General features: G+C 44.8%; 23 protein-coding genes. 7 read left to right on the forward strand and 16 right to left on the reverse strand.

The window, feature by feature from the left end:
- Positions 1–286: 286 nt before the first annotated feature.
- From AACU28_RS07745 to AACU28_RS07780, 8 genes are all read right to left on the reverse strand, one after another.
- A complete protein-coding gene (locus AACU28_RS07745; protein WP_004732987.1) occupies positions 287–1,507 on the reverse strand; it encodes a glycerophosphodiester phosphodiesterase family protein in 1,221 nt (406 codons plus the stop codon).
- A gap of 331 nt (positions 1,508–1,838) precedes the next feature.
- Positions 1,839–3,191, reverse strand: coding sequence for a sigma-54-dependent transcriptional regulator (locus AACU28_RS07750; RefSeq protein WP_121602700.1), 1,353 nt, complete (start codon positions 3,189–3,191; stop codon positions 1,839–1,841).
- On the reverse strand, positions 3,188–5,161 hold the full coding sequence (locus AACU28_RS07755; protein ID WP_121602701.1) for an ATP-binding protein: 1,974 nt from the start codon (positions 5,159–5,161) through the stop codon (positions 3,188–3,190). The genes AACU28_RS07750 and AACU28_RS07755 overlap by 4 nt, the downstream gene beginning before the upstream one ends.
- Positions 5,162–5,542: 381 nt before the next feature.
- The gene (dgcA, locus tag AACU28_RS07760) at positions 5,543–6,529 is read right to left on the reverse strand and encodes an N-acetyl-D-Glu racemase DgcA (protein ID WP_121602702.1); all 987 of its coding nucleotides are present in this window, start codon (positions 6,527–6,529) and stop codon (positions 5,543–5,545) included.
- A gap of 57 nt (positions 6,530–6,586) precedes the next feature.
- Entirely contained in the window at positions 6,587–7,594 is a 1,008-nt protein-coding gene (gene dgcN / locus AACU28_RS07765) for an N-acetyltransferase DgcN (protein WP_102556974.1), read from the reverse strand.
- A 91-nt stretch (positions 7,595–7,685) separates the two neighbouring features.
- Positions 7,686–8,576, reverse strand: a complete 891-nt coding sequence (locus AACU28_RS07770) for a LysR family transcriptional regulator (protein WP_102556975.1) — start codon at positions 8,574–8,576, stop codon at positions 7,686–7,688.
- 103 nt (positions 8,577–8,679) lie between these two features.
- Positions 8,680–9,516, reverse strand: coding sequence for an SGNH/GDSL hydrolase family protein (locus AACU28_RS07775; protein ID WP_004732977.1), 837 nt, complete (start codon positions 9,514–9,516; stop codon positions 8,680–8,682).
- A gap of 110 nt (positions 9,517–9,626) precedes the next feature.
- On the reverse strand, positions 9,627–10,139 hold the full coding sequence (locus tag AACU28_RS07780; protein ID WP_017076901.1) for an RNA methyltransferase: 513 nt from the start codon (positions 10,137–10,139) through the stop codon (positions 9,627–9,629).
- Positions 10,140–10,414: 275 nt separating this feature from the next.
- Here AACU28_RS07780 and AACU28_RS07785 point away from each other — a divergent pair, with 275 nt between their 5' ends.
- On the forward strand, positions 10,415–12,076 hold the full coding sequence (locus AACU28_RS07785) for a methyl-accepting chemotaxis protein (protein WP_017088291.1): 1,662 nt from the start codon (positions 10,415–10,417) through the stop codon (positions 12,074–12,076).
- Positions 12,077–12,245: 169 nt separating this feature from the next.
- Here the strand turns inward: AACU28_RS07785 and AACU28_RS07790 are convergent, their stop codons facing one another.
- Both AACU28_RS07790 and AACU28_RS07795 read right to left on the reverse strand, forming a co-directional pair.
- The gene (locus AACU28_RS07790) at positions 12,246–12,923 is read right to left on the reverse strand and encodes an endonuclease III domain-containing protein (protein WP_121602703.1); all 678 of its coding nucleotides are present in this window, start codon (positions 12,921–12,923) and stop codon (positions 12,246–12,248) included.
- A 4-nt stretch (positions 12,924–12,927) separates the two neighbouring features.
- Entirely contained in the window at positions 12,928–13,797 is an 870-nt protein-coding gene (locus AACU28_RS07795; protein ID WP_121602704.1) for a LysR family transcriptional regulator, read from the reverse strand.
- A gap of 262 nt (positions 13,798–14,059) precedes the next feature.
- Between AACU28_RS07795 and AACU28_RS07800 the strand changes: the two genes are divergently transcribed.
- Positions 14,060–14,407: a DUF3316 domain-containing protein gene (locus AACU28_RS07800; RefSeq protein ID WP_121602705.1), complete on the forward strand. Its 348-nt coding sequence runs from the start codon at positions 14,060–14,062 to the stop codon at positions 14,405–14,407.
- 191 nt (positions 14,408–14,598) lie between these two features.
- Here the strand turns inward: AACU28_RS07800 and AACU28_RS07805 are convergent, their stop codons facing one another.
- Positions 14,599–16,236, reverse strand: a complete 1,638-nt coding sequence (locus AACU28_RS07805; RefSeq protein ID WP_121602706.1) for a methyl-accepting chemotaxis protein — start codon at positions 16,234–16,236, stop codon at positions 14,599–14,601.
- Between the two features lie 261 nt (positions 16,237–16,497).
- Between AACU28_RS07805 and AACU28_RS07810 the strand changes: the two genes are divergently transcribed.
- Entirely contained in the window at positions 16,498–16,923 is a 426-nt protein-coding gene (locus AACU28_RS07810; protein ID WP_010432976.1) for a DUF3010 family protein, read from the forward strand.
- A 106-nt stretch (positions 16,924–17,029) separates the two neighbouring features.
- Here AACU28_RS07810 and AACU28_RS07815 read toward each other — a convergent pair whose 3' ends face one another.
- Entirely contained in the window at positions 17,030–17,929 is a 900-nt protein-coding gene (locus AACU28_RS07815) for a DMT family transporter (protein WP_004732961.1), read from the reverse strand.
- A 123-nt stretch (positions 17,930–18,052) separates the two neighbouring features.
- Between AACU28_RS07815 and AACU28_RS07820 the strand changes: the two genes are divergently transcribed.
- The gene (locus AACU28_RS07820) at positions 18,053–19,480 is read left to right on the forward strand and encodes an aminotransferase-like domain-containing protein (protein WP_121602707.1); all 1,428 of its coding nucleotides are present in this window, start codon (positions 18,053–18,055) and stop codon (positions 19,478–19,480) included.
- Between the two features lie 97 nt (positions 19,481–19,577).
- On the opposite strand, the gene AACU28_RS07825 is transcribed toward AACU28_RS07820, so the two are convergent.
- The 3 genes from AACU28_RS07825 to AACU28_RS07835 all read right to left on the reverse strand — a co-directional run bounded on the left by AACU28_RS07825 (position 19,578) and on the right by AACU28_RS07835 (position 22,638).
- Positions 19,578–20,126, reverse strand: coding sequence for a carboxymuconolactone decarboxylase family protein (locus AACU28_RS07825; RefSeq protein ID WP_121602708.1), 549 nt, complete (start codon positions 20,124–20,126; stop codon positions 19,578–19,580).
- A 330-nt stretch (positions 20,127–20,456) separates the two neighbouring features.
- Positions 20,457–21,425, reverse strand: a complete 969-nt coding sequence (gene yidZ / locus AACU28_RS07830) for an HTH-type transcriptional regulator YidZ (protein WP_004732954.1) — start codon at positions 21,423–21,425, stop codon at positions 20,457–20,459.
- Positions 21,400–22,638, reverse strand: coding sequence for an MFS transporter (locus AACU28_RS07835; RefSeq protein WP_121602709.1), 1,239 nt, complete (start codon positions 22,636–22,638; stop codon positions 21,400–21,402). The genes yidZ and AACU28_RS07835 overlap by 26 nt, the downstream gene beginning before the upstream one ends.
- 480 nt (positions 22,639–23,118) lie before the next feature.
- Here AACU28_RS07835 and AACU28_RS07840 point away from each other — a divergent pair, with 480 nt between their 5' ends.
- Positions 23,119–24,282 carry an amino acid permease gene (locus AACU28_RS07840; RefSeq protein WP_121602710.1) on the forward strand — a complete coding sequence of 388 codons (1,164 nt, stop codon included), beginning with the start codon at positions 23,119–23,121 and terminating at the stop codon, positions 24,280–24,282.
- 156 nt (positions 24,283–24,438) lie between these two features.
- Here the strand turns inward: AACU28_RS07840 and AACU28_RS07845 are convergent, their stop codons facing one another.
- Positions 24,439–24,876, reverse strand: a complete 438-nt coding sequence (locus AACU28_RS07845; RefSeq protein ID WP_017088301.1) for a MarR family winged helix-turn-helix transcriptional regulator — start codon at positions 24,874–24,876, stop codon at positions 24,439–24,441.
- Positions 24,877–25,004: 128 nt separating this feature from the next.
- Between AACU28_RS07845 and AACU28_RS07850 the strand changes: the two genes are divergently transcribed.
- Positions 25,005–25,427, forward strand: coding sequence for an organic hydroperoxide resistance protein (locus AACU28_RS07850; RefSeq protein WP_102442010.1), 423 nt, complete (start codon positions 25,005–25,007; stop codon positions 25,425–25,427).
- A gap of 285 nt (positions 25,428–25,712) precedes the next feature.
- Positions 25,713–26,021: an ArsR/SmtB family transcription factor gene (locus AACU28_RS07855; protein ID WP_004732945.1), complete on the forward strand. Its 309-nt coding sequence runs from the start codon at positions 25,713–25,715 to the stop codon at positions 26,019–26,021.
- The last annotated feature ends 5 nt before the right edge of the window (positions 26,022–26,026 follow it).

Genomic DNA, 26,026 nt, shown 5'->3' on the forward strand with positions numbered 1-26,026 from the left:
TTTACTTATTGTTGAAAGTCACCTTAGCTACTGCAGCCTTCGTGCCATATTTTTATTTACTAAATTTCAACAGCTTACAAACAACCTCAAACTAACCAAGATCTTTTGAGTCATTCGTGTCCAACTTAAAACCCATCATTTGGGTCATTTCTGTCCCACCAATTTCAGTGGTAAAAAAAGAGCCCGAAGGCTCTTTGGTTCACTGCTTTTTCTCTTATTATTCTTTGGCTAAGCGCTCTCTATACAAACGCTATAATTAGCGACGTAACAGAGCTCTCAGAATCGCCTATGCATCGCTGTCCATGCAGTTAGCGTAATAAGTTACCGTTGCAGGCCAATCGCTGAATACGCCCATCACACCAACATCTTGTGCCAACACATCAAGCATTTTCATCATATCGCCATCATTGTTGATGCCATCTTTCACGCTCTTGTAATACCAACCACCGCCTTGCGCTAGCGGGCCAGAACGTTCCAGTGTCCATGCGATAATGTCGAGGTCTGCACCCTTAGCCAGTTTCGCGTAGTTAGACGCCACTAATTCGTTGTTCTTATCAAGTTCAACCAAAGCAAACAGAGGTGGTGCGATGATATTCACACCCGCATCGTGTAGCTCTTTCATGTTTTCAACAGACGCGACAAAGTCCGCTTGTTCGTAAACACGGTCATCAAGATAAACCGCTTGTTTGCCGAACTTCGGTGCTGCTTTGATCCAGTACTTCACATCATCCAAGTTGAATGACTGTAGGTAAGTCTCAGAAGGCTTGAAACCCGCTTCTTTCAGTTCATCCACCAACTTCTGCGCATACATCTCTTGGCTAAATCCATTGAAAGGCATATCTACCGCTGCTGATTTCAATTCAGGAGTGACCTTCACGCCGTGCTCTTTAAACAGTGCTGCACTTTCTGCGTGTGTCATCAGTGTCCCACTTTGACTGTAAAGATCGGTTCTCCAACCTGGAGTCCCGTTCATGTACTCTTCAACCGTGGTGGCTTTTGGGTTCGCACCATCCATTTTACCTTTGAGCGTCTTAAACTCAGCCAGCGTGAAATCAGAAGTACGGCACTCAACCTGAGCATCTTCACCTGTCGCGGGGTTTGCTGGTGTAAACGGGGTTGAGCACTTCTTAGCAAGATCTGGGTGTGCTAATACATCGGTCGTCGTGTGTAGATCACTTTGCGAGTGACGGCATACCAACGCCTTATCTTTGGTGAAAGTGACATCACATTCGACAACGCCTGCGCCCATTTGAATCGCCGCTAAATAAGATTCCTTAGTGTGCTCAGGAAACTGCATCGCAGCTCCGCGATGCCCAATAGAAAAATCACTACGATGAAAAGGTCCTTCGCTGCAACTCAACAGCTTAGTTTTCAAAGGGCTCTCATCCATATTGTTGACTAAAAAGAGGGGACGAGGTCCTAAGTTTGCTGGTTCTGCAGCGGCCCATGCCGTTATTGAACTCATGCCTAATATCAGAGCAATCGAACCTTTCAGTATTTGCTTCATGTTTGTATCTCCTTGCAACAAGCAATTATTTTTCTAATGTCCTTTATTCGATCATTCGGTGTTGGATAGCTGTCATATATAGATAGCTGTCATATGTTTTTTGACTCAACATCGAATAACCTCATGTGGGCTGACGCCACAATGTAGGGATTGCACGCTTTGTGCCAAATGTTAAAGCGCTTTTATTACAATCACTTGAAACAGTTAGCCATTCGACTAAAAACCAAATGGGTCATTGTTGTCTTGTGCTTTTTCTTTTGGCTTTGGTTTTGCTTTTGGCTTTCGTTTTGCTTTTTCTTTTGGTTTTCCATTTAACAAACACCTGAACGAATTAAGCTTTGAAACTCTCTTTATCCAATTGGTGTTTCTTCATTTTTCGATAAAGGGTTTTACGCGGTAAATTCAGCTTACTTGATACCTCGTTAATGTTGCCTGCGCTTTCTATTAGCGCTTCCGTCAGTACATTCCTTTCGTACTGCTCCATCTGCTTTTCAAAGGCGAAATCTTCTCCGGACGCTTCACAAATTGGCGATTGAAGATCGAAGCCATCACCGACGATGCCCAACACAAATCGATCAGCGACATTACGTAGTTCACGAACGTTACCCGGCCATTCATGCCGACATAGCTGCTGTATCTGCTCAGGGTAAATCGTTGATGGGCGCGTCTTATATTTGTGGCTCGCTTGAATCACAAAATGGCGAAACAGCACCTGAATGTCTTCTTTTCGTTGGCGCAGTGCCGGAAGGTTTAAGCTCGCAATGTTCAATCGATAGAAGAGATCGGCTCTGAATTCCCCAGACTCACTCAAGCTCACGAGATCGGCTTTACTGGCTGCGACCACGACGATGTCGACAGGTATCAACTCATTACCACCAACACGCTCAATCATTCGCTCTTGAATCACGCGCAGCAGTTTTATTTGTACCGCAATCGGCATACTCTCAATTTCATCGAGAAACAGAGTGCCGCCATTGGCTTGTTCTATTTTGCCAATGCGCTTCTTGTTCGCGCTGGTAAACGAACCCGCTTCATGGCCAAACAACTCACTTTCGATAATGCTCTCAGTCATGCCACCACAGTTAATCGCAACAAATGGCTTAGTCTTACGACGACTGAATTGATGCAGAGCTTGAGCTATCACCTCTTTGCCCGTTCCCGTTTCTCCGTTGATGATGGTATCGACGCCGGTATGCGCCAAAGCGAGCACTTGCTTACGTATCGTATCCATCGCTTTTGATTGGCCAATAACCACAGATTCAATCGGTAGCTCCTCTTGCTCATCACCATCCGAGGTTGACGGGCAGCTGTGCTGACACTGGGTAATCGCCAAATCAAGCTTCTCCACCAGCTCACTCGAATTAAGCGGTTTTTCTAGGAAGTCGAAAGCGCCCAACTTCATCGCTTCGATCGCCATTGGGATATCGCCATGACCACTCATCAATAAAACGGGCACATTCGGGGCACGGTGTTGGATTGAGCTCAACAACGTCAAACCGTCCACTTTCGGCATGCGCACGTCACACAACACAACCGACTGACTGTTCGCTTTAAGCGACTTTAGGCCAAGGTTGGGATCAGTGAAGGTGGTGACACTAAACCCTTCTAGCTCTAACATTTCGCTCACGGCTTCGACGACATCTATTTCATCGTCGATAAGAACTATGTGTTTTTCTGAAATCATGAACCTGTGCCTTTTGGTAGAGTGACGATAAAGGTGGTGCCTTGGTGTTCAACCGATTCCACGTGAATCGAGCCGCCAAAATCTTTTATTATGTTGTATGCGATAGACAAGCCGAGCCCGAGCCCCTTACCTGTTGTTTTGCTAGAATAAAATGGGTCAAACAAATACGGGATATCTTCTTCAGGTATGCCCAGTCCGTTGTCCTTGACCAAAATCTGCATGGTGTTCGAAAGCTCTTGCGTAGCAATACTAAGTTGAGGCTGCTCTTTATGCTCAATGGCATCCAGAGCATTACTGATGAGGTTCACCAGTACTTGTTCCAAGCGTATGCTGTTGGCTCGAACCATCTGGTAGCTTTGGGGCGAATACTGAATCGATACAGGGCTCTGTCTGGTTTCAAACAGATCAATCGCATCACCAATCACCTTCTCCAGTTCTACGTTATCAATCTTGCCATCGCTCTTACGTGAGAAGGCTTTTAAGTGACGAGTTATCGCAGCCACCTTTTCTAGCAGGGCTTCGATCTTTTTAAGATTCTCTTGTGCTCTGTCTGGTCTATTTTTACCGAGCCAGAGCTGAGCGCTTCGAACGTGACTATTCACAGCCGTCAGAGGTTGATTAATCTCGTGCGTTATCCCAACACTGAGTTGTCCCAATGCAGCCAGTTTTCCGGCTTGAATCAACTCATCTTGAGTCACTCGAAGTTTAGCTTCGGCTAGGGTTCGCTCTTCCACTTCAGCTTCTAATTTTCGGTTAGTTTGCTTAACGACTTTGGCCGTAGTTTGGAATACCTTTAGGTACTTGGCCATTTGCGTCACTTCGTCTTTGCCACGAATGGACACTTCGGTATCTAAATGGCCGGTAGAAATCGCAAACATGTTGTCTTTAAGCTGTAAAAGTCTTTCCAAAATGCTCTTACGCACGTAGAACCATGAAATAGCAGCGGCAGCCAACACGCTAAATAGAGAAAGAAAAAGAGAGAGACGCTGGTTAGATTGCAAAGATTGCTGCGCCTGCTGAATCGATTGGTCAATATTGCTATTCACCTTGCTGGTGTTGCTTTCGATCTGCACGGTTAATTGGTTCAAATGCTCACGGCTGTTTTGCAGGAAATATTGCTCTTGATAAAGATGATCGAGCGCTTTGTTTTTCATCCCATACAAGCTGCTATCGCTTGAGGCAAGGTTATAAATCACCGTGAGTTGATGATCTAATTGAGGAAAATCACTTCTTAAATCACCACTGACCCAAAGCTTCCACCACTCTTCCCCTACCTGCTCTAATCGCAAACTGGTGTAATCCAGTTCATTAAAACTGGAGTCGTTATACAACTTTTCGACCAAGCCTAATTGGTAATAAAGCAGAGACTTGAGCTGTGTGTACTGGATTTGAGCTTTGGCAGACTCTGGCAAGTTATCAAGTGAATCACTGGCTTGCTGCAATAGAGGGTAAAAACCTTCGAGCAAATTACGAAGCTCTTGGTTGAGCTGTTCTGACTCAATTTCACTTTGATACAACAAGCTAAGGCTGTTATTAACTTGGGCGATAAGATCTTTAAAATAGGCGTGATAGTCCGGGAACTGAACCATAACGCTATTCATTACAGAAATAGCGTCTTCGATTTTTAGCATCGCCTGTTTGCGCTCTAAATTCGATTCAGCGTCACTGAGCTGAGAAGATGTTGTGATAATCACTCGCACCATATCATTTAGGCGTGCGGCATTATCTAAGGCCGGGATTTCACTCTCCTTTAGCTCAACAAGACGTTGGTTTAAATCATCGAAGGTAAAGCTGGAGACAACCGAGAGGAAGATAGTGGTCATCGATAGCATGGCTAACGCAAGTACCAAGCGCAGCTCAATACCTTTCCAACCAAACCACTTACGACGTGGAATTTTGATCGAGAACGGGCGCTCGAAACTATCCTTATTTTCTACAACCTCGGAGACATGACTACTCACTCGCCCCACCTTCTTCTCATCAAATAATCAACAGGAACTGTCAATGATTCAATCAGTTAGGGTGTGAGCCTTACTTAGGTTTGCATCGAATAGCTTTAGTGAAGCTATTAAATGAAGAGTAATCATTAACATTTCACATAAGATATCATAACAATTGTTTTATAAAGCTTGAGCTGCCTGTTTTGCGATAATAGAAAGTGACCGCACCGACAGAAACGTGATTACTTTATCAATACGCCCGTAAATTATACGAATAGCGCGCTCAATCAAGCAGTAAAAACTTTCGATTATTTAACAAGTTAAGGACAAGAGATCTAAAAAATCGCACAGGCTTTCACTCATGCGATTTCATTTATGTCATGTCCATCGACTAACCGAGGATCAACGAGCTTAGAGAATAATCATCCCATCGCGATAAGTCAGCGCAGGAGAAACGTCTTGGCCAAGTAAGACTGGGCCATCAAGGTCGACAATTTCAGATTGAACGGCGATAGGCAAAGCTGCACGCATCGCCAAAGAAGTTCCGAGCATACAACCAGACATCGGCGTAAACCCTAGCCTTTGGGCTTCTTCTGCAAGAACCAATGCTTCAGTCAAACCGCCCGTTTTATCGAGTTTGATGTTGACCATTTCATACTTACCCAACAGCGATGAGAGCTGTGAAGTGGTATGACAGCTTTCATCAGCACACAGTGGGATCGGGTGCTTGATGTGTGCCAGTGACGCATCGTGCTGCTGTGGAAGAGGTTGTTCGATCATCGCAATATCAAACTCTGTTAGTTGATTAAACAACTCTTCGAGATTCAGCCCCGTCCACGCTTCATTGGCATCCAGTACAATCTGAACATCTGCCGCAGCTTCTCGTACCGCGCGAACACGCTCTATCACTTGCTCTCCATCAAGCTTCACTTTTAAGAGTTTCGCTCCATTTGCGACATAGTCTCGAGCCTGAGTCGCCATCGCTTCTGGAGTGCCAATCGAGACGGTCATTGCTGTCACGATTTGATTCGGTAACTCAAACAGGCTATTTGGGAATACCTGGTCATGTTGTTTGGCTTCAAGCTCCCAAAGCGCACAATCGACCGCATTTCGCGCTGCCCCTCCGGTCAATAAAGACTGAAGATGCTCTCTTAGCTCTGCCGGATCGGTAACGCCTCGCTCAAACATACCTTCAAGAGCACTAGACGCTTGTTGGATTTGCGCTAACACAGACTCCGATGACTCGCCGTATCGTGGGTAAGGCGTGCACTCTCCCTGAGCTTGTTTGCCATCATGTTCAATATAAACACGAACAACGTGACACTCAGTTCGGCTGCCACGAGAGATGCGAAAAGCCGTTTGCATCGCGATAGTAATGGGTTCTGCTGTAATCTTCATAATTTCACTCGGTTGATGTTCGCTTTAACAAATGGAAACGTAGAAATGATGAAGTCGTTAAAGTGAATGTCGCAAATGATCAGTAATGTGTTGTACACCAAAACGCACAGGGTCCGTCACGGGCACTTGATAGAGTGTGGTCCATTCTTGGCATAATGTCTCAGCGTCTTCAATGCTAATTGCCGACGTGTTCAAGCAGATGCCAACCAATTTAACATCTGGATTCGTCAGTCGTGCCGCTTGTAAGTTGGCTTCAATCGTCTGTTCTATGCTTGGCAATTGAGCATGAGGAAGGTTACGAATATGTGGTCGCCCGACTTCATGGCACAACACCAAAGCATCGGCTTGTGCGCCATGTAATAACCCCAAACTCACGCCTGCAAACGAAGGGTTGAACAAAGAACCCTGCCCTTCAATGATGTCCCACTCGTGGTCGGTAAAATCGGGGCTAATAGCTTCAACCGCGCCGGAAATAAAATCCGCAACCACAGCATCAATCGAAATACCGCTACCTTCAATCAAGATACCGGTCTGCCCTGTCGCTTTAAACTGAGCAGATGTTCCCGCTTGTTTAAGCGATTTTTCAATCGCTAATGCCGAGAACATTTTGCCTACTGAGCAATCTGTTCCGACAGTAAGCAGGCGCTTACCCTGACGAGGCTTACCGTTACCAACCTTTAGAGAACCATCAAAATGGCGTACATCATGAAGCTTAGTCAATCCTTGTTGCTGCATGTCAGCAAGCGGTGAAAATTCACTCAATCGTTGGTGCATGCCAGATGCAATCTCATATCCCATTTCTGCAGCTTCCATTATGGTTGGCTGCCAAGAGTCAGGAATAACACCACCTGGGTTTGCGGTGCCAATCACTAGCGTTTTCGCCCCCTGCGCTTGCGCCTCTTGCAAGGTCATGTCCGTTAAGCCAAGTGAAACGGTATCGTCTGTTAAACGAAGCTGACCTAGGCAGATTTCTGGGCGCCATTGATGAATACCACGGGCTGTTTTTGCGGCAAGTGGGTCAGTAACATCCCCAAGAAAAAGAAGGTAAGGTTGAGCGATAGACATGAGCATTCCTAATTAATAAGTCCTTGTATGGATTTACTTTAATTAGGAATGAGATAGCTGCCGAATACCTATTTATGGCGAGCCTATAACCTTAAGTTATAGGGTGGGTATGGCTCTTCAATGAAGCGATAAATTGTTTAACGGAAATCGACTGAGGGGTGTGCTCTGCACAAAGCGTCGATACCGAAAATGGGATATCCGGCTGCAGTGAAAGCACGCAAACCGAGTCGTCATTTTGATATTGCTCTGCCGTCCACGGATCCACAATCGCAAACCCCGCTTGGTGCTTCACCAGTTCCGCCGCCGCGCTATATCCACGTACCGATATCGGATGGTGATAATGCTCATCGCGTGCAATAAGGCTTTGATGTAACAGGAGGCCTAATGGATCGCGGCCATCAAGCCCGATGATTGGCAGCGGATAATTGATAAGATCATTTAGCGTTAATTCTGCCGGTAACTGCTCAACCGTATTGGATGGAACCAAAACCTTGAGTGATTCGGTTAATAGCGTTTCACTTAATATCGCAGGCGGTGCTTCATCGCCGAACGCGATAGCAATATCAAGCTCATGCTTTAATAGCCCAGCACACAGTTCGTCACGGTTGGCTGTCAGTAATTCAAAAGAGAGTTCTTGCTCACGAGACATTTGGGCGATCACTGGCGTCAGCAATTTGGTCGCCAGAATCGGCGGCGCACCAATACGTAAATGCTGATGGCCTTGCTTCACTTTGTTGGTCAAAGAACGAAATTGACCCAGTTGTTGGTAGACCTTCTCCGCTTCCGGTAACAAAGTTTTCGCTTCAACCGTTGGTACTAAACGCCCTTTAACTCTTTCAAATAAACCAAACCCGAGTTGTTGCTCAGTGTGCGCCAGAATACGAGTCACATTAGGTTGCGACACATGCAAGCTGCGCGCGGCTCCAGATACGGTTCCGGTTTGCATGATGGCGTAAAAGACTTCCAACTGTCTTAGGTTCACATTGATGTCCTTATGGTTCGCGAAACAAATCTAGGGTTTGGCTTTTCTTGTATTAGCTAAGCTAGTTAACGGTCTAGCTAGCTTTTTGGCTTTTTGCGTGGGTCTATTTTAGTAGCTCAGCTACCGTAGGTTGAAGTACCTCAGCCCAAACTTGGTAAGCCTTGGCATTCAAATGCAAATCATCACATGAGTACTCATTCGACAAAAGCTGATTAGGTGACAATACAGAATTCACATCTAAGAACGCAATGCCTTGCTGAGAACAGTACTCGCTTATCTTGCTATTGAGCAGTTCCACTGAAGGGTTCAAACCTTGCAGTTTAGAGCCAACATAAAGCGTTGATTGCACCAAGATTCGAATATCGTTTTCTTGCCACACCTTAAGCATATCAATGTAGTTCTGGTAGATATATTCGACATCATAACCCTGAGCTAAATCGTTTACCCCTGCCATAAAACATACAAGCTTTGGTTTCACATTCAACGTGGTATCAATGCGGCGCAACATGCCTGTTGTGGTATCTCCTGCTAGGCCACGATTGACCATTGAGACATCGCGGAAAATATCCGCCCACGGGGCCCACTCGGTGATCGAATCACCAAACATCACTAGGTCTGCATTTGGAGAAAAATGACGGTGATTGTCTGATGTCATGATGTAACGGCTCATGCTGTGGCCTCGTTGTTGAATCTCAGACTGAAGAGCAACTGCCTTGAGGATATCACTATCCGGTGTAGTGCCATCAAATTGAGCCAGTAACCCTTCGATGTGTGGCTTAAAAGGGCTAAGACGAGTACTCAGTTGGTGGTGTTCTTTAAGGGAAGATAACCTCTCTAATAGTGCGTATAGAGAGCTATTTTGACCAACTTCTTGGAATAACTGATACAGATCGAGGACAGGGTGTTGTTGCAGCGCGGCAAGTAATTGCTTGTCTTCCATGGTGTTATCTAACCCTTCAATTATCTAATGATGAACCAAAGATAATATCCGATTGCTTACGGGATAGATAACACTAGAAGCAGATCGTTACTTTTACTAGAAGTAAATAGTTACTTTTCTTTGATTAATAGATGATTACGATTATCACGGCTCTTTTTAATAAGCTCGTTGCTCTCATCCATTTCATCTGACTTTGCAAGGCGATCATAAAGCAGCACATTCACTGTCGCAGCCAAGTTCATACAGCCAACCGTTGGTACATACACAACGTGATCAGCTCTATCCGCAACATCTTGAGAAATTGAGCCATCTTCAGGGCCAAAGATATAGATAGCATTTTCAGGGTGTTTAAAACGAGGCAGTGGTGTCGCACCTTCTGCTAGTTCTACACACACAATCTGAGTTTCCGCGTCAAGATTATCTAAAAATGACTCAGCGGCTGTAAGCGGGATCGTGCGCGCTGCGCTCTTGGTATCAGTATGGAATTTAGCGGCTTTTTCGTAGCGTTGCCCTGTGTATTTAACTTCGTCGACTTGGTAACAACCAGCCGCACGCATAACAGCGCCAACATTCGTCGGGCTCTTTGGGTTAGTTAAACCAATAATCACATGGCTTTTGTTCATGAATATTTCTCACTTAACGAATAAACATAGCAAGGTGCTACAAAGGGCCGCATTCTACCAAAACAACGTCGAATTCAAAAGCATCGATACAAACTCGCTTTTTCGCTCTTAAGCCTTTAATTGCAAGGCTTCTCACATTAAAAACTTAACCGCCATCATGTTTATCAAACAAAAATATTCTAGGGTAACAATTAGACAACAAGCCCATTTACATTTTGAAACCACATTAATAATGTGTTGAAAATTGTATGAGAAAATCACACAGGAAGCGTGAAATGACCCTAACCATCAAAAACCGCCTTTATATTCTCTCTTTCATTCCTTTGCTACTAATGGCAATTGGCATGATGAGCGTGACGTATATGAAGAGCACCGAGCTAACCGCACAGCAAGTAGAATCGACGCGTAGCAATATGATGGCGATGAAAGAAAAGGAACTCAAAGCGTACCTGCAAATGGCCTACTCTTCGATCAGCCCATTTTTAGATAAAGGGGCAACACTAGAAGAGGCTTTACCAACATTGAAAACCCTAGAATATGGCGAATCGGGCTATATTTTTGGTTACGACTCTAAAGGTGTCCGAGTTGTGGTTGGGCAAAGTAACGATGGTATTGGTAAAAACTACTATGACCTTCAAGACAAGCAAGGTAATTACCTAATCCGAGACCTGATCAAGAACTCAAAACTGGGTGAATTTACGACTTACTATTTCCCGAAACCGGGCCAATCTGTCGCGTTACCAAAACTTAGCTACTCAGTATTTGTTCCGCAATGGGACTTAATGCTTGGTACTGGATTCTACACCGATGACATCGACGCTGTTATTGCCGAGATGAAAGAAAGTTCGAATGTCGCGCTACAAAGTTCCCTGACTGCTATCGCGATTTTCTGCGGATTGATTGCCCTAGTGGTAGCCGTTTTCGCTGTTGCAGTGAACCGCACCATCATGCAACCTCTTGAGCAGTTCGACCGTTCAATTAGTGCCTTTGCAAGTGGCGAGGCCGATTTAACCGCTCGAATGGAAAAATTCAAAGCCCCTGAGTTCACTAAGCTCAGCGAGAACTTCAACGCCTTCGTTGCTAGCCTACAAACCATCATCCGCAGCGTGAGTGATGTTGGCCAGCAAGTCGTCGCTGAAACCAGCAGTATGTCTTCTCGCGCCGCTCAGGTTGATGAAATTGCCACTGGTCAGCGTGAAGAGACTGAACAAGTTGCAACAGCAATGACCGAAATGACAACAACAGCACAAGAAATCTCCAGTAACGCAAGCCAGGCGGCTGACTCAGCGAAGCTTGCAGAGGGTAATGCCAAAGAAGCTCAACAAATAGTGAACGCTGCTGCCAACTCTGTTGCTGGCCTTGCTAGCGAAGTATCCGAAGCCAACACTGTGGTATCTAGATTAGAGGGTGATGTACAAAACATTTCGTCGTCACTGACGGTCATTCAAGATATTGCCGAACAAACAAACTTATTAGCACTGAATGCAGCAATTGAAGCCGCTCGTGCAGGTGAGCAAGGGCGTGGATTTGCAGTGGTTGCGGACGAGGTTCGTAAACTGGCAAGCCGAACTCAAGAAAGCACTGGCGACATCCATAAAATGATTCAGCAGCTAAAAGCCGCGTCAGATGCTGCCGTAAAAGCAATGGATTCGAGCCAAAATAAAAGTGCTCAAACGGTGGAAGAAGCGAATGCCGCAGCCGCAGCACTGGCGAAAATCCAAGAGTCGATTGATACGATCATGGACATGAACTCATTGATTGCTACCGCGACAGAGCAGCAAAACATTGTTGGCCAAGAGATATCTCAACGCATTGTGGTGATTTCCGATCAAAGCTCACAATCAGCATCATTAGCGAATCAAAACCGTGCGGGGAGCCAAAACCTCAACAGCCGCGCAAATGAGCTGTACCACTTGGTTGATCGCTTCACGGTCTAGGACATTTACGGTCTATTAAATAGTAAGTAAACGCTACTTATAAATAGCAAGTAAGCGCTACTTAACGTTAAGACTTTTACACTAAATATGAACGGGCTTCAGAATCTCTACTCTGAAGCCCGTTTTTAATTAGATGGGGTATTGATGTAAGGGAGCATATTGCACCGCTCTAAGACCCAAATTCAGCCTCAACACAACTTTGATTCAGAGGACAATGTTCACACTTGGGCTTAGGGTTACAAAACTGCTGACCATGTTCGACTAGCAAACCATGATAGTGGCCGTACTTTTTAGTATCTAGAGGGATCACGCTTTCCATCAAGGTTCGAAATTTTTCATACGATTTAGGCACATCGAGCCCATTGCGAGTGAAGATCCTTCTTGCGTACGCATCAATCACAAAAGATGGTTTACCTATCGCATACACCAGAATCGCGTCAGCCGTTTCACCGCCGATTCCTTTGACTTCCAATAGCTCTTTTCGGAGCTGATTTTTGTCCTGTTCTCGCACCACAGACATATCGTATTGGTACTTCGAAAACCACTCAGTCACAGCCTTCAACTTAATGGCTTTTTGATTGTAGTAGCCACTCGAACGAATCTTTTGGGCAAGATCCTCAAGACCCATCTCGGCTACTGAGCTTGGATCGCACTTATCGCCTAGGTTGGTGAGCGCTTTCTCTGCGTTCTTCCAGTTGGTGTTTTGAACCAGAATAGCGCCCAAAACTATCTCGTAAGGGTCTTCCCTTTGCCACCAATCAAAATAGCCATAGTGCTGCTCAAGGGTGTCGAACACGCTAAGGATCAGCTCGGCTTGACCCTTTGAATTGTTGTGGCTTTGGGTCATAGAACTAATCCAATTGCTCAGACAGGAAGTCCACCAGCAAGCGAACCTTTGAAGACAGGTTACGGTTCTGAGGATAAAGCGCCCATATCCCTTCTTTGTCGTCTCGATAATCGGATAGCACTTCGACCAACTCTCCCGACTCTAGATCTTCACTCACGTAATATTCTGGCAGTTGAACCAAGCCAATGCTCTGTTTAGCGGCATCCAATAAGGCTAGGCCACTGTTACACCTAATTCGTCCATTAACACGAACCGAGCGAGGGCGTTTATTCTCTTTGAATCGCCAATGTTCAAAGCCACCGACCAAACATTGATGGTGACTCAATTCAGAGAGCGTATGCGGCTCACCATAGCGTTCAATGTATTCAGGGCTTGCACATACATAAAGCTGTCGCTGCGATAACTTCTTTGCGACCAAGCTTGAATCTTCTAAGCGGCCAAGACGAATCGCCACATCAACACCAGAATCGATGAGATCGAGCTTTTGATTGGTCAGTATCAGCTCAAGTTCTACCTGCGGATGGAGCTTTAAAAATTGATGAAGTATTGGAGCGAGTTGGCGTTCACCATAAGTCACAGGCGCAGTGACTTTCAGTAAGCCTTTTGGTGTGGATTGCATCTGCGTGACCGCAAGCTCAGCAATTTCTAAGCCTTCAACCAGCAACTTACACTGCTGATAATAGAGTTGCCCGGCCTCTGTTAGAGACACCTTACGCGTCGTTCGATTGAGCAGTTTCACCGCGAGTCGTTCTTCGAGATTTGCTACTCTACGACTGATTTGAGCCACCGACGTAGCGAGCTTCTGCGCCGCACCGGTAAAGCTTTCACGCTCTGCCACTGCAACAAACTCACTTACCCCTTCCCAATTGGCCATGTTTTTACCTTATGCTGAACGATGGTTACCCAGACAGTGTATTGAAGATAGATATCAGTGTCACCTTGCTTGATATGCGCTGTTCATAAATGGTCTACATCTACAATCGTTCAAAATCAATACAACCAACACCTGACATTTCTCCATATTCCTTACCTAATACTAACAAAATCGGCTTTTCTCCTGACACTCATCTTACCACTTCATTGGTATGTTGGTTCTGTACCGGAACACAGGTATTCCAACAAAGTAAGGTAATCCTATGAAAAAATTAATCATACTTGCATCAACTCTTGTTCTCAGCACCACAGCGTTTGCAGCAACTAAAACAACGATTCAAGAAACAACGCTAAAGTCTGATACATTTGTTACTGAAGCGGAAGCATACGATGCAGGCACAAACCTTATGGATGAGTTAAGCGCAAAAACACCTTTTGAGCTTTCAAGAGAACTGCCACAGTTCCAACAGACAACCAAATACGATTCGTTCAAGATTGATGACGCGAATATGGAAGTGAAGAAAATCACTAACATGAGCGGTCACATTCATTACCAAGCGAACGTAAAAGTCGACTACCGTTACACATACAAAGACGGTCGCAGCAGCTAGCACCGAATGATTGATCAGGTCTAAAAACTGATCACGTAGTCAAAAAACTGATCGCCTAGTCAAAAAGAAAGCCCGCACTCATAGAATGCGGGCTTTTTTGTCGTTCAGCTATAGTCAGTGGGAGCCAGAGCAAACAACCATTATCAGATCATGTTTATCTGCTTATCTGCTTATCTGCTTATCTTTGAAGATTAAACCTCAAACTGAGACACAAGGCTATCAAGCGCTTCACACTGTTCGGCCAATGCCATGCAAGCATTCTCAGCGCTGCTCGCCATTTCAACCATTTGCAGGGTGCTTTCTGCGATGCGTTGAACATTCTTGTTCACTTCTTCAGACACTTGAGACTGCTGAGAAGCTGCCGTCGCGATTTGTGTGTTCATGTCATTCATCTTGCCGATTGAGTTACGAATCTCACTCAGTGAAGACGCCGCCGTTCCTGCCTGAACAATGGTTTTCTCGCCACTCACTTTGCTTTCAGTCATCACACCAACCGCGTGTTTAGCGCCTACTTCTAAGCGTTCAATCATTGATTGGATTTCGCCAGTGCTGTCCTGGGTTTTACTCGCCAACGCTCTTACTTCATCTGCGACTACGGCAAAACCACGGCCTTGCTCACCGGCACGAGCGGCTTCAATTGCCGCATTCAATGCAAGCAGGTTGGTTTGCTCTGCAATGCCTTTGATCACGCCAAGAATTGAAGCAATGTTCTTCACATCGGTATCCAGCTCTTGAACCACGCCACCCGCGTTCTCGATATCTTGCGCAAGGCGTTCAATAGAAGTCACGGTTAAACCCAGCGTCGTATCAGCCGATTCCACTTCATGATTGGCAACGTTACTTGCAGTTGCGGCATCCAGTGCATTACAACTGACCACTTCGCTAGTTGCTTGCATTTCATGAACCGCCGCAGCTACCACTTCACTTTCTCGCTGCTGATTTGAAGAAAACTCAGCAACACTTTGCGTGAGTGATTTGATGTTTTCCATCTCGCCACGTACTGCGTTCGATGTGAGAATAACTTGTTCCACGGTTACATGGATCTTGCCAACAAACTGGTTAAATGCGGAGCTTAAGCGAGCAATTTCGTCGTTGCCTTCAACCTTCATGCGTTGAGACAAGTTACCGTCGCCCGATGCGATCTCATTCATCGCTTTCTCTACGTTCTGGATTGGTTGGACGATAAAACGGTTAGATAACCACATCGCAAAAAGCGCAGCGAAAACAGCGACCGCCATACCCACTTCAATGATCAACTTACTTGATTCGATAGAGTCAGCAGCTTGCTGACGAAGCTCTTTCTGCTTCTGTTCAATCAGGGTTCTGATATCACGAAGCTGAACACGAATGATTGCAAACTCAGCGTCTAATGCTGGCGAGTAATTGATGTTGTATTGGTATGCGCTGGCAGGGTCTGCAAACATTGGCTCATGCAGCGCCACCCACTTGCTCATCGCGTTCACAAGCTTTGACAACTCACCGCGAGAAGAAGGATCTAGCACGCCCGCTGCATATAAAGTTTCCACACTTTCAAAACGAGGAACCGCTTTGTAAGCATTGTCTTTAAATTCAAATTTTTGGTACTCAATCGCCGCTTGGTCTTTCGCGAGTAATAGACCTTGAGCAGAAGCGATAACTTGGTAAATGTCACGATACCCATCTTCCAAATTGTCTAACACGGGCTGAACCACATTATTCAGCTCATGGTTGATCGCAGCCTGAGCATTAGATCTAATGACATTAAGCACAGTAACAGTCGAGAAAACAATCACGATCACCATTAGTGGAATCGCAATTTTACTCTTAATAGATAGGTTGTTGATACTCATAAGGGGGTTAATAACCACACAGTAAATAGGGACGCGCGCATAATATACAGTATCAATATAAAAGCTAGCTAAAAGTTTGTGAACCTAGTCGCATAGCAAACGTTACCCCTGAATCGACTGTCTATTATTCAACCAAAGGTCAACTTTAAAAAGTAGAGCCAAAGACGTTTTTGCACTTATTTACCACAGACATGCTCAAATACTGGAGAAGTAATGGAAATAGCACCATAATGTACGGCTCAAAAGTAAATAGGTATGAACATGAAAATTTGTGGTGTTGAAATCAAAGGTAACGATGCTGTCATCTGTCTTCTTTCTCTGTCAGATGGTGTATTTAATATCCCTGATTGCCGAGTTTCAAAGGTTGCGATTAGCGACGCAAACGACACGCAGAATATGAAAGACTTTCAATTCTCTTTTGCAAAGTTAATGGAAGATTACCAAGTAGACAAAGTTGTGATTCGTCAACGCCAAACTAAAGGCAAATTTGCTGGCGGTGGCTTTGGTTTCAAACTAGAAGCAGCAATTCAACTGATCGACGGCCTAGACGTAACGGTTGTATCACCTGCTGACATCAAGGAGAGCCTTAAGCGCAACCCTCTTATGATGAAGTTCAAAGAAACTGGCCTTAAGCAATACCAAGAAGCACCGTTTACAACGGCTTACGCTTGTTTAATGCAGCGCTAATCAATAGTCGCTAGCCAATATTTGATACAGAAAGAGCCTGAATATTCAGGCTCTTTTTTGTTTCTATCACTCGACTTTAAACCCAGTTAATGTTGAGGAAATGCGCTTACCGCTCTAACGCTGTTCGCCTGCGAGCCTTAATCCATTCCGGCTTTTTCACCACCAAATAAACCGCGGCGGCAGACAAGGCGAAGCCCATTGCGCCGTAGATATCGAACGACTCACCAAAGATAAGCCAGGCTTGAATTGCTGTCGTCGGTGGCACCAAGTAAAACACCGACGCCACACTTGAAGATGCACCGTGCTCTACCATGTAAAGCAGCAAAAGGATGGCAACACAAGACAGAACAACCACCAGCCAAATCAGCGTTAGCGTGAATTCTACAGTCCAGTTCACTTGCATCGTTTCGTAACGCATTGCGAACGGTAGAAACAACGCAGCAGAAGCCAAGTATTGCACCATCGCGCCGCCGACCATATCTGTCCCCTGACAGAAACGCTTCTGATACAGAGTGCCGCAGGTAATACCAACCAAAGAAACCAAACACAATAACGTTGCCAGTCCTTTTTGGTCGTCTGACTGCCATTCAATATTGCCCATCAACACCAAGCTAATACCCGCAAAACCGAGCGCTAATCCCAGCCACTGTGCAAAATTAAAACGCTGTGAAGTACAGCTGATCATAATCAATGCGGTAAGAATCGGTTGTAAACCAACCAGTAAAGAACTCAACCCGGCAGGCATACCCATATCAATCGCCAGATAGGTGCCACCAAGGTAGAAACCATGAATCAAGATGCCGACCACACAAGCATGGAAGAATGCGCGACCACGAGGGATACGACGCTTAAGGATTGCAATCAAAACCAAGAACAGCGCCACGTTGGCCACCATCCTCAGTGAGAGTAACGTTGCGGGTTCGGCATATTCAACACCAAGACGTGCGCCAACAAAGCCTGACGACCACAATATTACAAACACAAACGGAATCATTTTAATCAGCATTACAAACCTCTGGTCAACTCTTCATCAATGCTGTTACCTTAGTTGGGTACAGATAACTAATAAAGATACAGATATAACACTTTAAATGGTTACAGATTAAGAGTGGCAACGAGGGAGAAAAACGTGGAAGCAGAACTCAGCGGCAATAAATATCTTGCTACCGAACAACATATTAAGGCTCAGATCGATAAGGGACTCTTTCATCCAGACGATCGCCTTCCCTCAATCCGTCAACTAAGCAAACAGCTTGGCGTGAGTAAAAATACCGTGATTCGCGCCTATCAAGAACTCGAAGCGACAGGCTGGGTTTATTCAGTACCTAAATCTGGCTATCGCGTGAAAACACCGAACACCACCAGCTGGGATGCACCAAGCCAACCTCAAAAAGTGGACCTCTTATCTGTCACCAAATCTGTACTCTCTCGCCCGAAAGGTCGCCTGAAACTGTTGGCAGGTTCTGCGCACCCGAACATCAACAACCCTGCGATTCGTAGCTTGTATGCCGAGATTGGTCGCCACAGTCGATTACAAACTCAATTGCCTGGGTATTACCAATTACCTCCCGGCGACGAGCAATTAGTAAAGCAATTGTTAAAGATCACCCATGATCTTGGTGTGCCTGCGGGATCGAAAGAGATTGCGATTACTCATGGCGCTCAACAGGCGATCAGTTTGGCACTACGTGCGCTCACCAAGCCCGGTGACATCGTGGCGGTCGAGTCGCCCTGTTATTTCGGTAATCTACTTTTACTTGAATCACTTGGCTTGCAAGCCCTTGAAATCCCAAGCAGCGTTAGCCACGGTATTGATATCCCATCACTACAAAGTTCGTTGGAAAAATGGAAAGTGAAAACCTTACTGCTAACGCCAAACTTTACTAACCCAACCGGATCAAGAATGCCATTGGCGAATCGAAAAGCATTACTGGAGATCACCGGATCTTTACCAATTATCGAAGACGATGTGTTCGGTAGCTTGGCGTTCGATACACCAATCGCTAGCCTCAAAGAGCTTGATGACCAAGATAGAGTCATCTACGTCAACTCACTGTCTAAAACCTTAGACTCACGCTTGCGAATCGGTTGGTTATTGTCGGGGCGCTACCAACCTTTGGTCGAAAAGTACCTTTTATGCGACAACATGGGCAGCTCAAACCTGATGCAATCCGCTGTGGGGCAATTCCTCACAACAGGAAAATACCGCAGTCACCTTTCGAAAATGAAACGACTCTACCAAACCAACCAAAAGCAGTTTCAAAGCTTGTTAATACAAGCATTGGATAGCTATCCTCATCTTGAAGGGCGTTATCATTTATCAAAGCCAGAAGGCTCTTTTTTAAACTGGATAACATTGCCTGAGTCGGTCGATAGTTATGCCGTCTACCAAGATTGTTTAAAGCACAAGTTAGGGATTTTACCCGGTACTGTGTTTGGGACGAATGACCAATATAAACACTGCTTGCGCTTCACTGTCGCCAATATTGAAGAGAGCAAAGAGTGGAAAGAAGGGGTTGTGACACTAGCCAAGATTATCGCTAAGCACGTACGTTAGGTTACCTTTCTAATTACCATCAAGACCAAAACAACACAGCCCCACTCAACTGAGTGGGGCTTTCATCATTATCAGGTTTTTATTTGGTTAACGGTAATTAACCTTGCCAAGCGAACTGTTCAAATACTTTGTCTACTGGCGTTTTGGCAACGCGGTTTACGTAGTTGCTGATTACTTTCTGAGACAAGCCAAGAATCACTTCTAACACCTGTTGCTGACCATAGCCCGCTTCGAAAAATGCGGCCATTTCACTTTCAGGTACATTGCCGCGGTTGCGTACCATGCTCAGCGTAAAGTCATGCAGTGCTTGCAGCTTTTCAGTAGGTAGAGCCGTGCGATTACGAAGTGCTTCGGTGATTACAGGATCAACCTTCATTGAATGTGCAATGCCAGTGTGTGCAGGAACACAGTAGTGGCATTCGTGTTCAACGTTAATGGTTTGCCAAACAACCGTTAGCTCTTCAGCATTGAAAGATGAGTCACTAAACGCCTGGTGAAGCTGAGTGTAAGCCTTAAGTGTGTTTGGAGATTCAGCCAATACACCAAATAAGCCCGGTACTCTGCCCATTTGCTTTTTAGCACCTTCAAGAATAGGTTGGCTTTGCTCTGGCGCTGATTCTACTGAATGAATTTTGAAGTTGCTCATTGTTTTATCCCTATCAATTTATGATTCTAAAGTTATTCAATCACGGAGCAATTAATCATTATTCTCCGTTGGTGTGACAACAATATAGATCAAATTAGAACGATCGTTCAACTATTATTTTGAACATTCGTTCAATTTCAGTCTATTTATCGAATCAACAATTAAGAAAAACCGATTTTATTTTGAGGGGCCAACCCTAACCACATGATTAAAAATAGAAAACCCGCCAGGCATCAACTGGCGGGCTCGCTTATAAGTCTGCATTCTTATTTCAATCAACGATCGATGCTAATGGCACAAGCCTTCAGAACATCTAATCTCATCACAAGGTTAGACACTTTTCCCTTCAAATTGGTAAAGCTCTCTGAGCGTGTCTTTTAACCATAGAACGATCGGATTGTAGGCATTGCGTTTGTGCCAAATCATGGTGAACGGGATCAGCAGCTTTTTGACATTTTCTTCATCTAAAGGGATGGGTAGACAAGTAAGATTGGGGTGGAGTTGTTCAACGTAACGTCGACAGTAATTCGGCGCAACGGTAGTCATGGTGTGGTTTGATTGAGCGGTCATAAATAACGATTGCTCAAAACCAGCTAAAGTCAGTACGATATTTCGGTCTAGTTGTAGGTCAGTAAGCACTTCATCTAGCGCCCATGTTTCACTTTTCTCCCACACAATATTGATGTGGGGGTATTTAAGGAAAGCCTCTAGATTCCACTCCTCTTTCAAGGCCGGATGATCTTTTCTCAAATACACAACCGGCAAGTCGTGAAACAGAACCTCGAAGTCGATGAAATAAGGTAGTGAGTCTAGGGATTCTTTCGAACGCGGATGGCTTTCTCTCCCTGAAAATCCAATATCCGATTCGCCACGTACGATGGAATCTATCGAATCGTAGTCCCAGTTTCGCATTTTGATTTTCGCGTTGGGGTAACGTTGAGACACGCTTTGCGTCAACTCGTTAAGCATGATCAGAGATAAAGGAGACTCCGCCTCTAGATTCAAACGCACATCTTTTGGCGCTTCGTCACCACGAGTCGTCAGTATTTGGCTTCCAATCTGCAGCCAGTCTTGAAGATCTTTTACCATGCTCAGTGCAAGTGGCGTTGGCGTTAATCCCCTTGGCGTTTTCACAAACAAAGGATCATCAAACCAATCTCTAAGCTTGGTGAGTGATTTACTCACCGTAGAAGGCGTGACGTTCAGCTTTTTCGCAGCTTTTGAAACACTCTGCTCCTGCAGAAGCAATTGCAGAGTAAACAACAGGTTCAGATCAAGACGGGCTAGTGGCTTCTTCATAATCACTTTTAACTTGAGAGGGACCTAACCATAGTATTAGAGCAATACTGATAACTCCACCAACAGCTAGTATAAATGCCAACATATTCAATGCACTTAGTCCAATAATGCCCATAAACCAGATAAACAATGCCGACGTACATATTTGAGAAACGCCAAGAATCGAACTAGCCACACCTGCCCGCTGCGAATAACTGCTCAATGCTTGGCTCATCGCGACACCAAAGCCTAACGAGAATCCGCCACACACGAAAGCGAAGCCTATTAATGTCACGTAATGTCCTAATCCACCATCCATCGAGGCTATTAACAAAATAGCAGCCACAATGAAGCAAGTTTGAGAGGTCAGCATTAAGCTTTTCTGCTTAAACACATTCAATGCAAATGGGGCTGAAAATGACACCAACATGCTCACCAAGGCGGTTAATGCCATGGTGTAAGAGTACTGACCTCTATCGAAGCCAAGCTCTGTCATAATCAACAGTGGAGAGACATTCACATAAGTGAGAATTGTGGTCACGCCGAAACTAGTCATGATCACTCGGCTAATAAACAACGGCTCTTTAAACGTTTCGATTGAAGTCGAACGAAGGGTTACAGGTTTCTCAGGTAAGCGCGATTTCTCAGAGAAAGAGGCTTTGGCTAACCCATTATCTTTGATGTTGAGCTTAGTCTCTTTTAGCACCAACACAGACAATAAGCACACCACTACACCCATGCCCGCCATGGTCGTGAACAAACTCGGCCATGGGTAAACAGTCATGATTAGATGACCAATCACAGGCGCGAGTACCGGAACGATGCAAGTTATGCCATTTAACATCGACAGCACCTTGGCACGCCTTTTATCATCTAAGACATCTCGTAAGATGGCGAACGCCACCACATAACAAGATCCAGCACCAACACCTTGGAAAAAACGCACGATAAGAAACGGCTCAGCACTGCTCACAACCCCGCCCAACGTCGACGAGAGAGTAAAAACAATTGCACCGAAAATGGCGACGGGCTTCCTCCCTACGCTATCGGCAAATTTACCCGCGAACAACATAGTCGTTGCCATACCGGCCAGATAGATAGAAAACGCGGCATGGAGCTGAGCCTCAGAGGCATTTAAGTCCGCGGCGATTTGAGGTAACCCAACCAAGTACAGATCAATGGCCGTTGGATACAAAAGCACAAGTGCGAAACTACAAAATAGAAAACGATACATAACACCCCCACATAATTGATGTGAGGATAATAAGAGCGAAATGCAAAACTACCGAGTGGCATCTACGACAACAGATCTTTCCATTTACGACAAACCCCCACGCTCTCCTAAGAAGTATATTGACTGGAGCTCATCAAATGAGCTGTGCTAGATATAAAAATCCGACAGAGATTCACTAGATAAGCAAGATTTGGACTGAGTTTTTCTGAAATAAAGGCATGTCTTAATCAGAGGTGCAGTGCGAGTTATTGAACGTCGATTAATTTACAAAGGTTATCAAAAGGCTAAAACAATTCACCTGCCGAACACCTAATTCACCCAACCATACTCTTCGCAAATTGCTTCGTAACTTTTTTAGAAAAATTCAAAATTTATTAGAAATTAACCCCTAACTTTACTGAGTAATTTGTTAGTCTTGGCAACAAATATTTACAATCCAACTAAAAATTATTTGGATACTTCGAGGTTGTTTTCTTGAATATGAAATTATTCGGCAGTTCCCTAATCCTTTCAGGGACTGCATTAGGTGCAGGCATGCTGGCCATTCCGATGGTATTGGCTCAATTTGGTTTCATGATCAGCTCAGTACTGATGCTACTTATCTTTATCGGCACCACCTACTCTGCGCTTCTACTAGCGGAAGCGTGTACAAAAACGAAAGACAACAGTGGCATGAGCAGCGTTGCTTACTTAACGCTTGGCAGTAAAGGTAAACACTTTATCAATGCACTCTTTTACCTGTTGCTGGTATGCATGCTGATCGCTTATATCTTGGGTGTCGGTGACATTATTCACAAGCTGCTGCTCGACGTTGGCGTCGATGTGTCTACATCGGTTGCCTATACCATTTTCAGCCTATTAATGGGTGTGATTGTGGTGGCGGGTAAGTCGTATATCGACAAATTAAATCGTGGTTTATTCATCATGATGGTGGTGATGCTGCTTATTGTTATTGCCTCTTTGTTTAGTAACATTCGTCTTGATTACCTGACTCAAACCAGCAAATACACCGCTAATGATGTGGTGCAATACAGCGCGGTTATCTTTACCAGTTTTGCCTCTATGGTGGTGATACCGTCACTGGTTATCTACAACCGAGAAGCGACTCAAAAACAGATCCGCAATATGATTCTGCTTGGTTCAGTGATTCCATTAATTTGCTACCTAACTTGGTTATTCGCAATTATTGGCAATCTTGGCACAGACACGATCAGTCAGTTCCACAATATATCTGAGTTGATCTCTGCGTTCAGCGGCCAATCTGCTTGGTTGAAAGTGGTGATTGCTCTGTTCTCTGCTTTAGCCTTGGTGACTTCTTTCCTCGGCGTGTCGATGGCGCTTTACGACCAAAACAAAGATGCCGTCACCAACAACAAAGCGTTGGCTTATGCGTTGACCTTCATCTTACCTTTGGCATTAGCAGAGCTGTTCGCTAGCCAGTTTGTCAGCATGCTGGATTACGCAGGGATGGTATTGGTGTTCCTAGCTATCTGGGGACCACTTGCAATGGTGGTTAAGGTTCGTAGACCTGACTTCCCTCACCTACAAACCGAAGGCAGCTATACTGCAGCCGGTGGCGACACGGCACTAATGGCAACATTCGGCTTTGGTGCTTTAATTTTCGTATCTTGGTTTATGGGATAAATCCCAATTGAATACACTATCTGCTGCCATTTGAACGACGGCAGATACAAAAAGCCCGTTAACCTTACTCGAATTAGCAATCGCAACTAATTAACAGTAGGACTAACGGGCTTTTTCGCTTTCTTATTATCATTACCGAGAGCTAAAAGGGCTTTCTCACTTGGTTAAGTTACCAAGCAATTGCTCACACTGGTCTTTTAGCGATTTAAGCTCATCTTCATTCATCTTAGAAAGACACAGCATTTCAACCGGAACGGTCTGCGCTTGCTCTTTGAGCTCTACCCCTGCAGGTGTCAACGTGATAACTCGAACTCGCTCATCTTCAATACTGCGAGTTCTAAGCACGTAACCTTTCACTTCCAAACGCTTGAGTAGTGGCGTCAATGTACCAGAATCTAAATGCGTTTTTGCGCCTAGCGCTTTGACATTTATCTCTTTTTCTTCCCAAAGCACCATCATCACAATGTATTGCAAGTAAGTAAGATCAAGTGCTTTCAGCAAAGGTTGATACGCTCTACTCATTGCATTCGATGCACTATACAGCGCGAAACACACCTGATTATCCAGCTTTAGATAGTCATCTTGGTCGCTCATGATCGCCTCACCAATAATTTAAATTGTGCACAATATACTTGCGCGCTCAAATTTTATCAATTAAGCTAGCTTTAAAATTAAGTTGCACACAATTTAATTGCACAAAATCATAATTAAGGACTAGAACAATGACAACACTCTACACAACTTCTGCAACAGCAATGGCAGGTCGTAACGGCCAAGTTTCTACTGATGACAACCTGCTTTCAGTGGCGTTGAGCTACCCTAAAGAGATGGGTGGTACAGGTGAAGCGACCAACCCTGAGCAACTGTTTGCTGCGGGCTACTCTGCGTGTTTCTCAAATGCTCTACTTCACGTTGCGAAAGAGATGAAAATTAAAATCGCATCGGCGCCAACCACTGCAACAGTCGGTATTGGACCAAATGAAAACGGTGGCTTTGCTTTAACTGTTGCTCTATCGATTCAACTGGATCTAGAGCAAGAACAAGCTGTTACGCTTGTGAAAACGGCGCACCAAGTTTGCCCTTACTCAAACGCGGTTCGTGGCAACATTGATGTGAAATTGTCGGTTAACGGACAAGCGCTTTAGTCTCAAAGTTAAACCAGAAAGATACGCTTATAGAGATGTCAGTAGACGCCTAAAATTGAGCCTTATCCCTAAGTTACTTTGCTTTGAGCGAGTAACTTGGGGATTGTTCATTAGTTAATAGCGAACAAGCTTTACCAAAACAAATCGATACTCAGATCCCGCAACGTCGGATTGGCAGACACCGTAACGCCAGATTGGCAGACACCGAAAATAGATATCGACATATTGCGATATCTTAGTTTCAAGGGTATATTTCACTTAAATCGGAAATAGCAGTCAAACACCATGTCAGACGTGAACGAAATTTTAAAATCCATCAACAACCCTGTACGCAGAGATATTCTTCATTGGCTTAAGTCGCCTCAAGAGCACTTTAACTTAGAGAAACAACTCGTTGATACCGATGTTGAGGGGGTATGCGTTAGCATTATTCAGGAGAAGAGTGGCTTATCTCAATCTACCGTTTCTTCTTACCTCTCGAACCTGCAGCGTGCGAAGTTAGTAACATCAAAACGCATTGGCTCGTGGACTTACTACAAGCGTAATGACGAATACATCGAGAAATTCCTGAAAGCGCTGTCTGATTCCCTGTAGTTGAA

Origin of the sequence: Vibrio sp. SBT000027 (genome assembly GCF_963894355.1) — a bacterium.
GTDB classification, from domain to species: domain Bacteria; phylum Pseudomonadota; class Gammaproteobacteria; order Enterobacterales; family Vibrionaceae; genus Vibrio; species Vibrio splendidus.

Bases quoted from the DNA above. Each gene is read 5' to 3' on its own strand.
- AACU28_RS07810 (WP_010432976.1), top strand. From the start codon at position 16,498: ATGAAAATTTGTGGTGTTGAAATCAAAGGTAACGATGCTGTCATCTGT.
- dgcA (WP_121602702.1), bottom strand. From the start codon at position 6,529: ATGAAGATTACAGCAGAACCCATTACTATCGCGATGCAAACGGCTTTT.
- AACU28_RS07815 (WP_004732961.1), bottom strand. From the start codon at position 17,929: ATGCTGATTAAAATGATTCCGTTTGTGTTTGTAATATTGTGGTCGTCA.
- AACU28_RS07785 (WP_017088291.1), top strand. From the start codon at position 10,415: ATGACCCTAACCATCAAAAACCGCCTTTATATTCTCTCTTTCATTCCT.
- AACU28_RS07750 (WP_121602700.1), bottom strand. From the start codon at position 3,191: ATGATTTCAGAAAAACACATAGTTCTTATCGACGATGAAATAGATGTC.
- AACU28_RS07835 (WP_121602709.1), bottom strand. From the start codon at position 22,638: ATGTATCGTTTTCTATTTTGTAGTTTCGCACTTGTGCTTTTGTATCCA.
- AACU28_RS07855 (WP_004732945.1), top strand. From the start codon at position 25,713: ATGTCAGACGTGAACGAAATTTTAAAATCCATCAACAACCCTGTACGC.
- yidZ (WP_004732954.1), bottom strand. From the start codon at position 21,425: ATGAAGAAGCCACTAGCCCGTCTTGATCTGAACCTGTTGTTTACTCTG.
- dgcN (WP_102556974.1), bottom strand. From the start codon at position 7,594: ATGTCTATCGCTCAACCTTACCTTCTTTTTCTTGGGGATGTTACTGAC.
- AACU28_RS07745 (WP_004732987.1), bottom strand. From the start codon at position 1,507: ATGAAGCAAATACTGAAAGGTTCGATTGCTCTGATATTAGGCATGAGT.
- AACU28_RS07780 (WP_017076901.1), bottom strand. From the start codon at position 10,139: ATGAACAAAAGCCATGTGATTATTGGTTTAACTAACCCAAAGAGCCCG.
- AACU28_RS07790 (WP_121602703.1), bottom strand. From the start codon at position 12,923: ATGACCCAAAGCCACAACAATTCAAAGGGTCAAGCCGAGCTGATCCTT.
- AACU28_RS07800 (WP_121602705.1), top strand. From the start codon at position 14,060: ATGAAAAAATTAATCATACTTGCATCAACTCTTGTTCTCAGCACCACA.
- AACU28_RS07825 (WP_121602708.1), bottom strand. From the start codon at position 20,126: ATGAGCAACTTCAAAATTCATTCAGTAGAATCAGCGCCAGAGCAAAGC.
- AACU28_RS07850 (WP_102442010.1), top strand. From the start codon at position 25,005: ATGACAACACTCTACACAACTTCTGCAACAGCAATGGCAGGTCGTAAC.
- AACU28_RS07805 (WP_121602706.1), bottom strand. From the start codon at position 16,236: ATGAGTATCAACAACCTATCTATTAAGAGTAAAATTGCGATTCCACTA.
- AACU28_RS07795 (WP_121602704.1), bottom strand. From the start codon at position 13,797: ATGGCCAATTGGGAAGGGGTAAGTGAGTTTGTTGCAGTGGCAGAGCGT.
- AACU28_RS07840 (WP_121602710.1), top strand. From the start codon at position 23,119: ATGAAATTATTCGGCAGTTCCCTAATCCTTTCAGGGACTGCATTAGGT.
- AACU28_RS07775 (WP_004732977.1), bottom strand. From the start codon at position 9,516: ATGGAAGACAAGCAATTACTTGCCGCGCTGCAACAACACCCTGTCCTC.
- AACU28_RS07845 (WP_017088301.1), bottom strand. From the start codon at position 24,876: ATGAGCGACCAAGATGACTATCTAAAGCTGGATAATCAGGTGTGTTTC.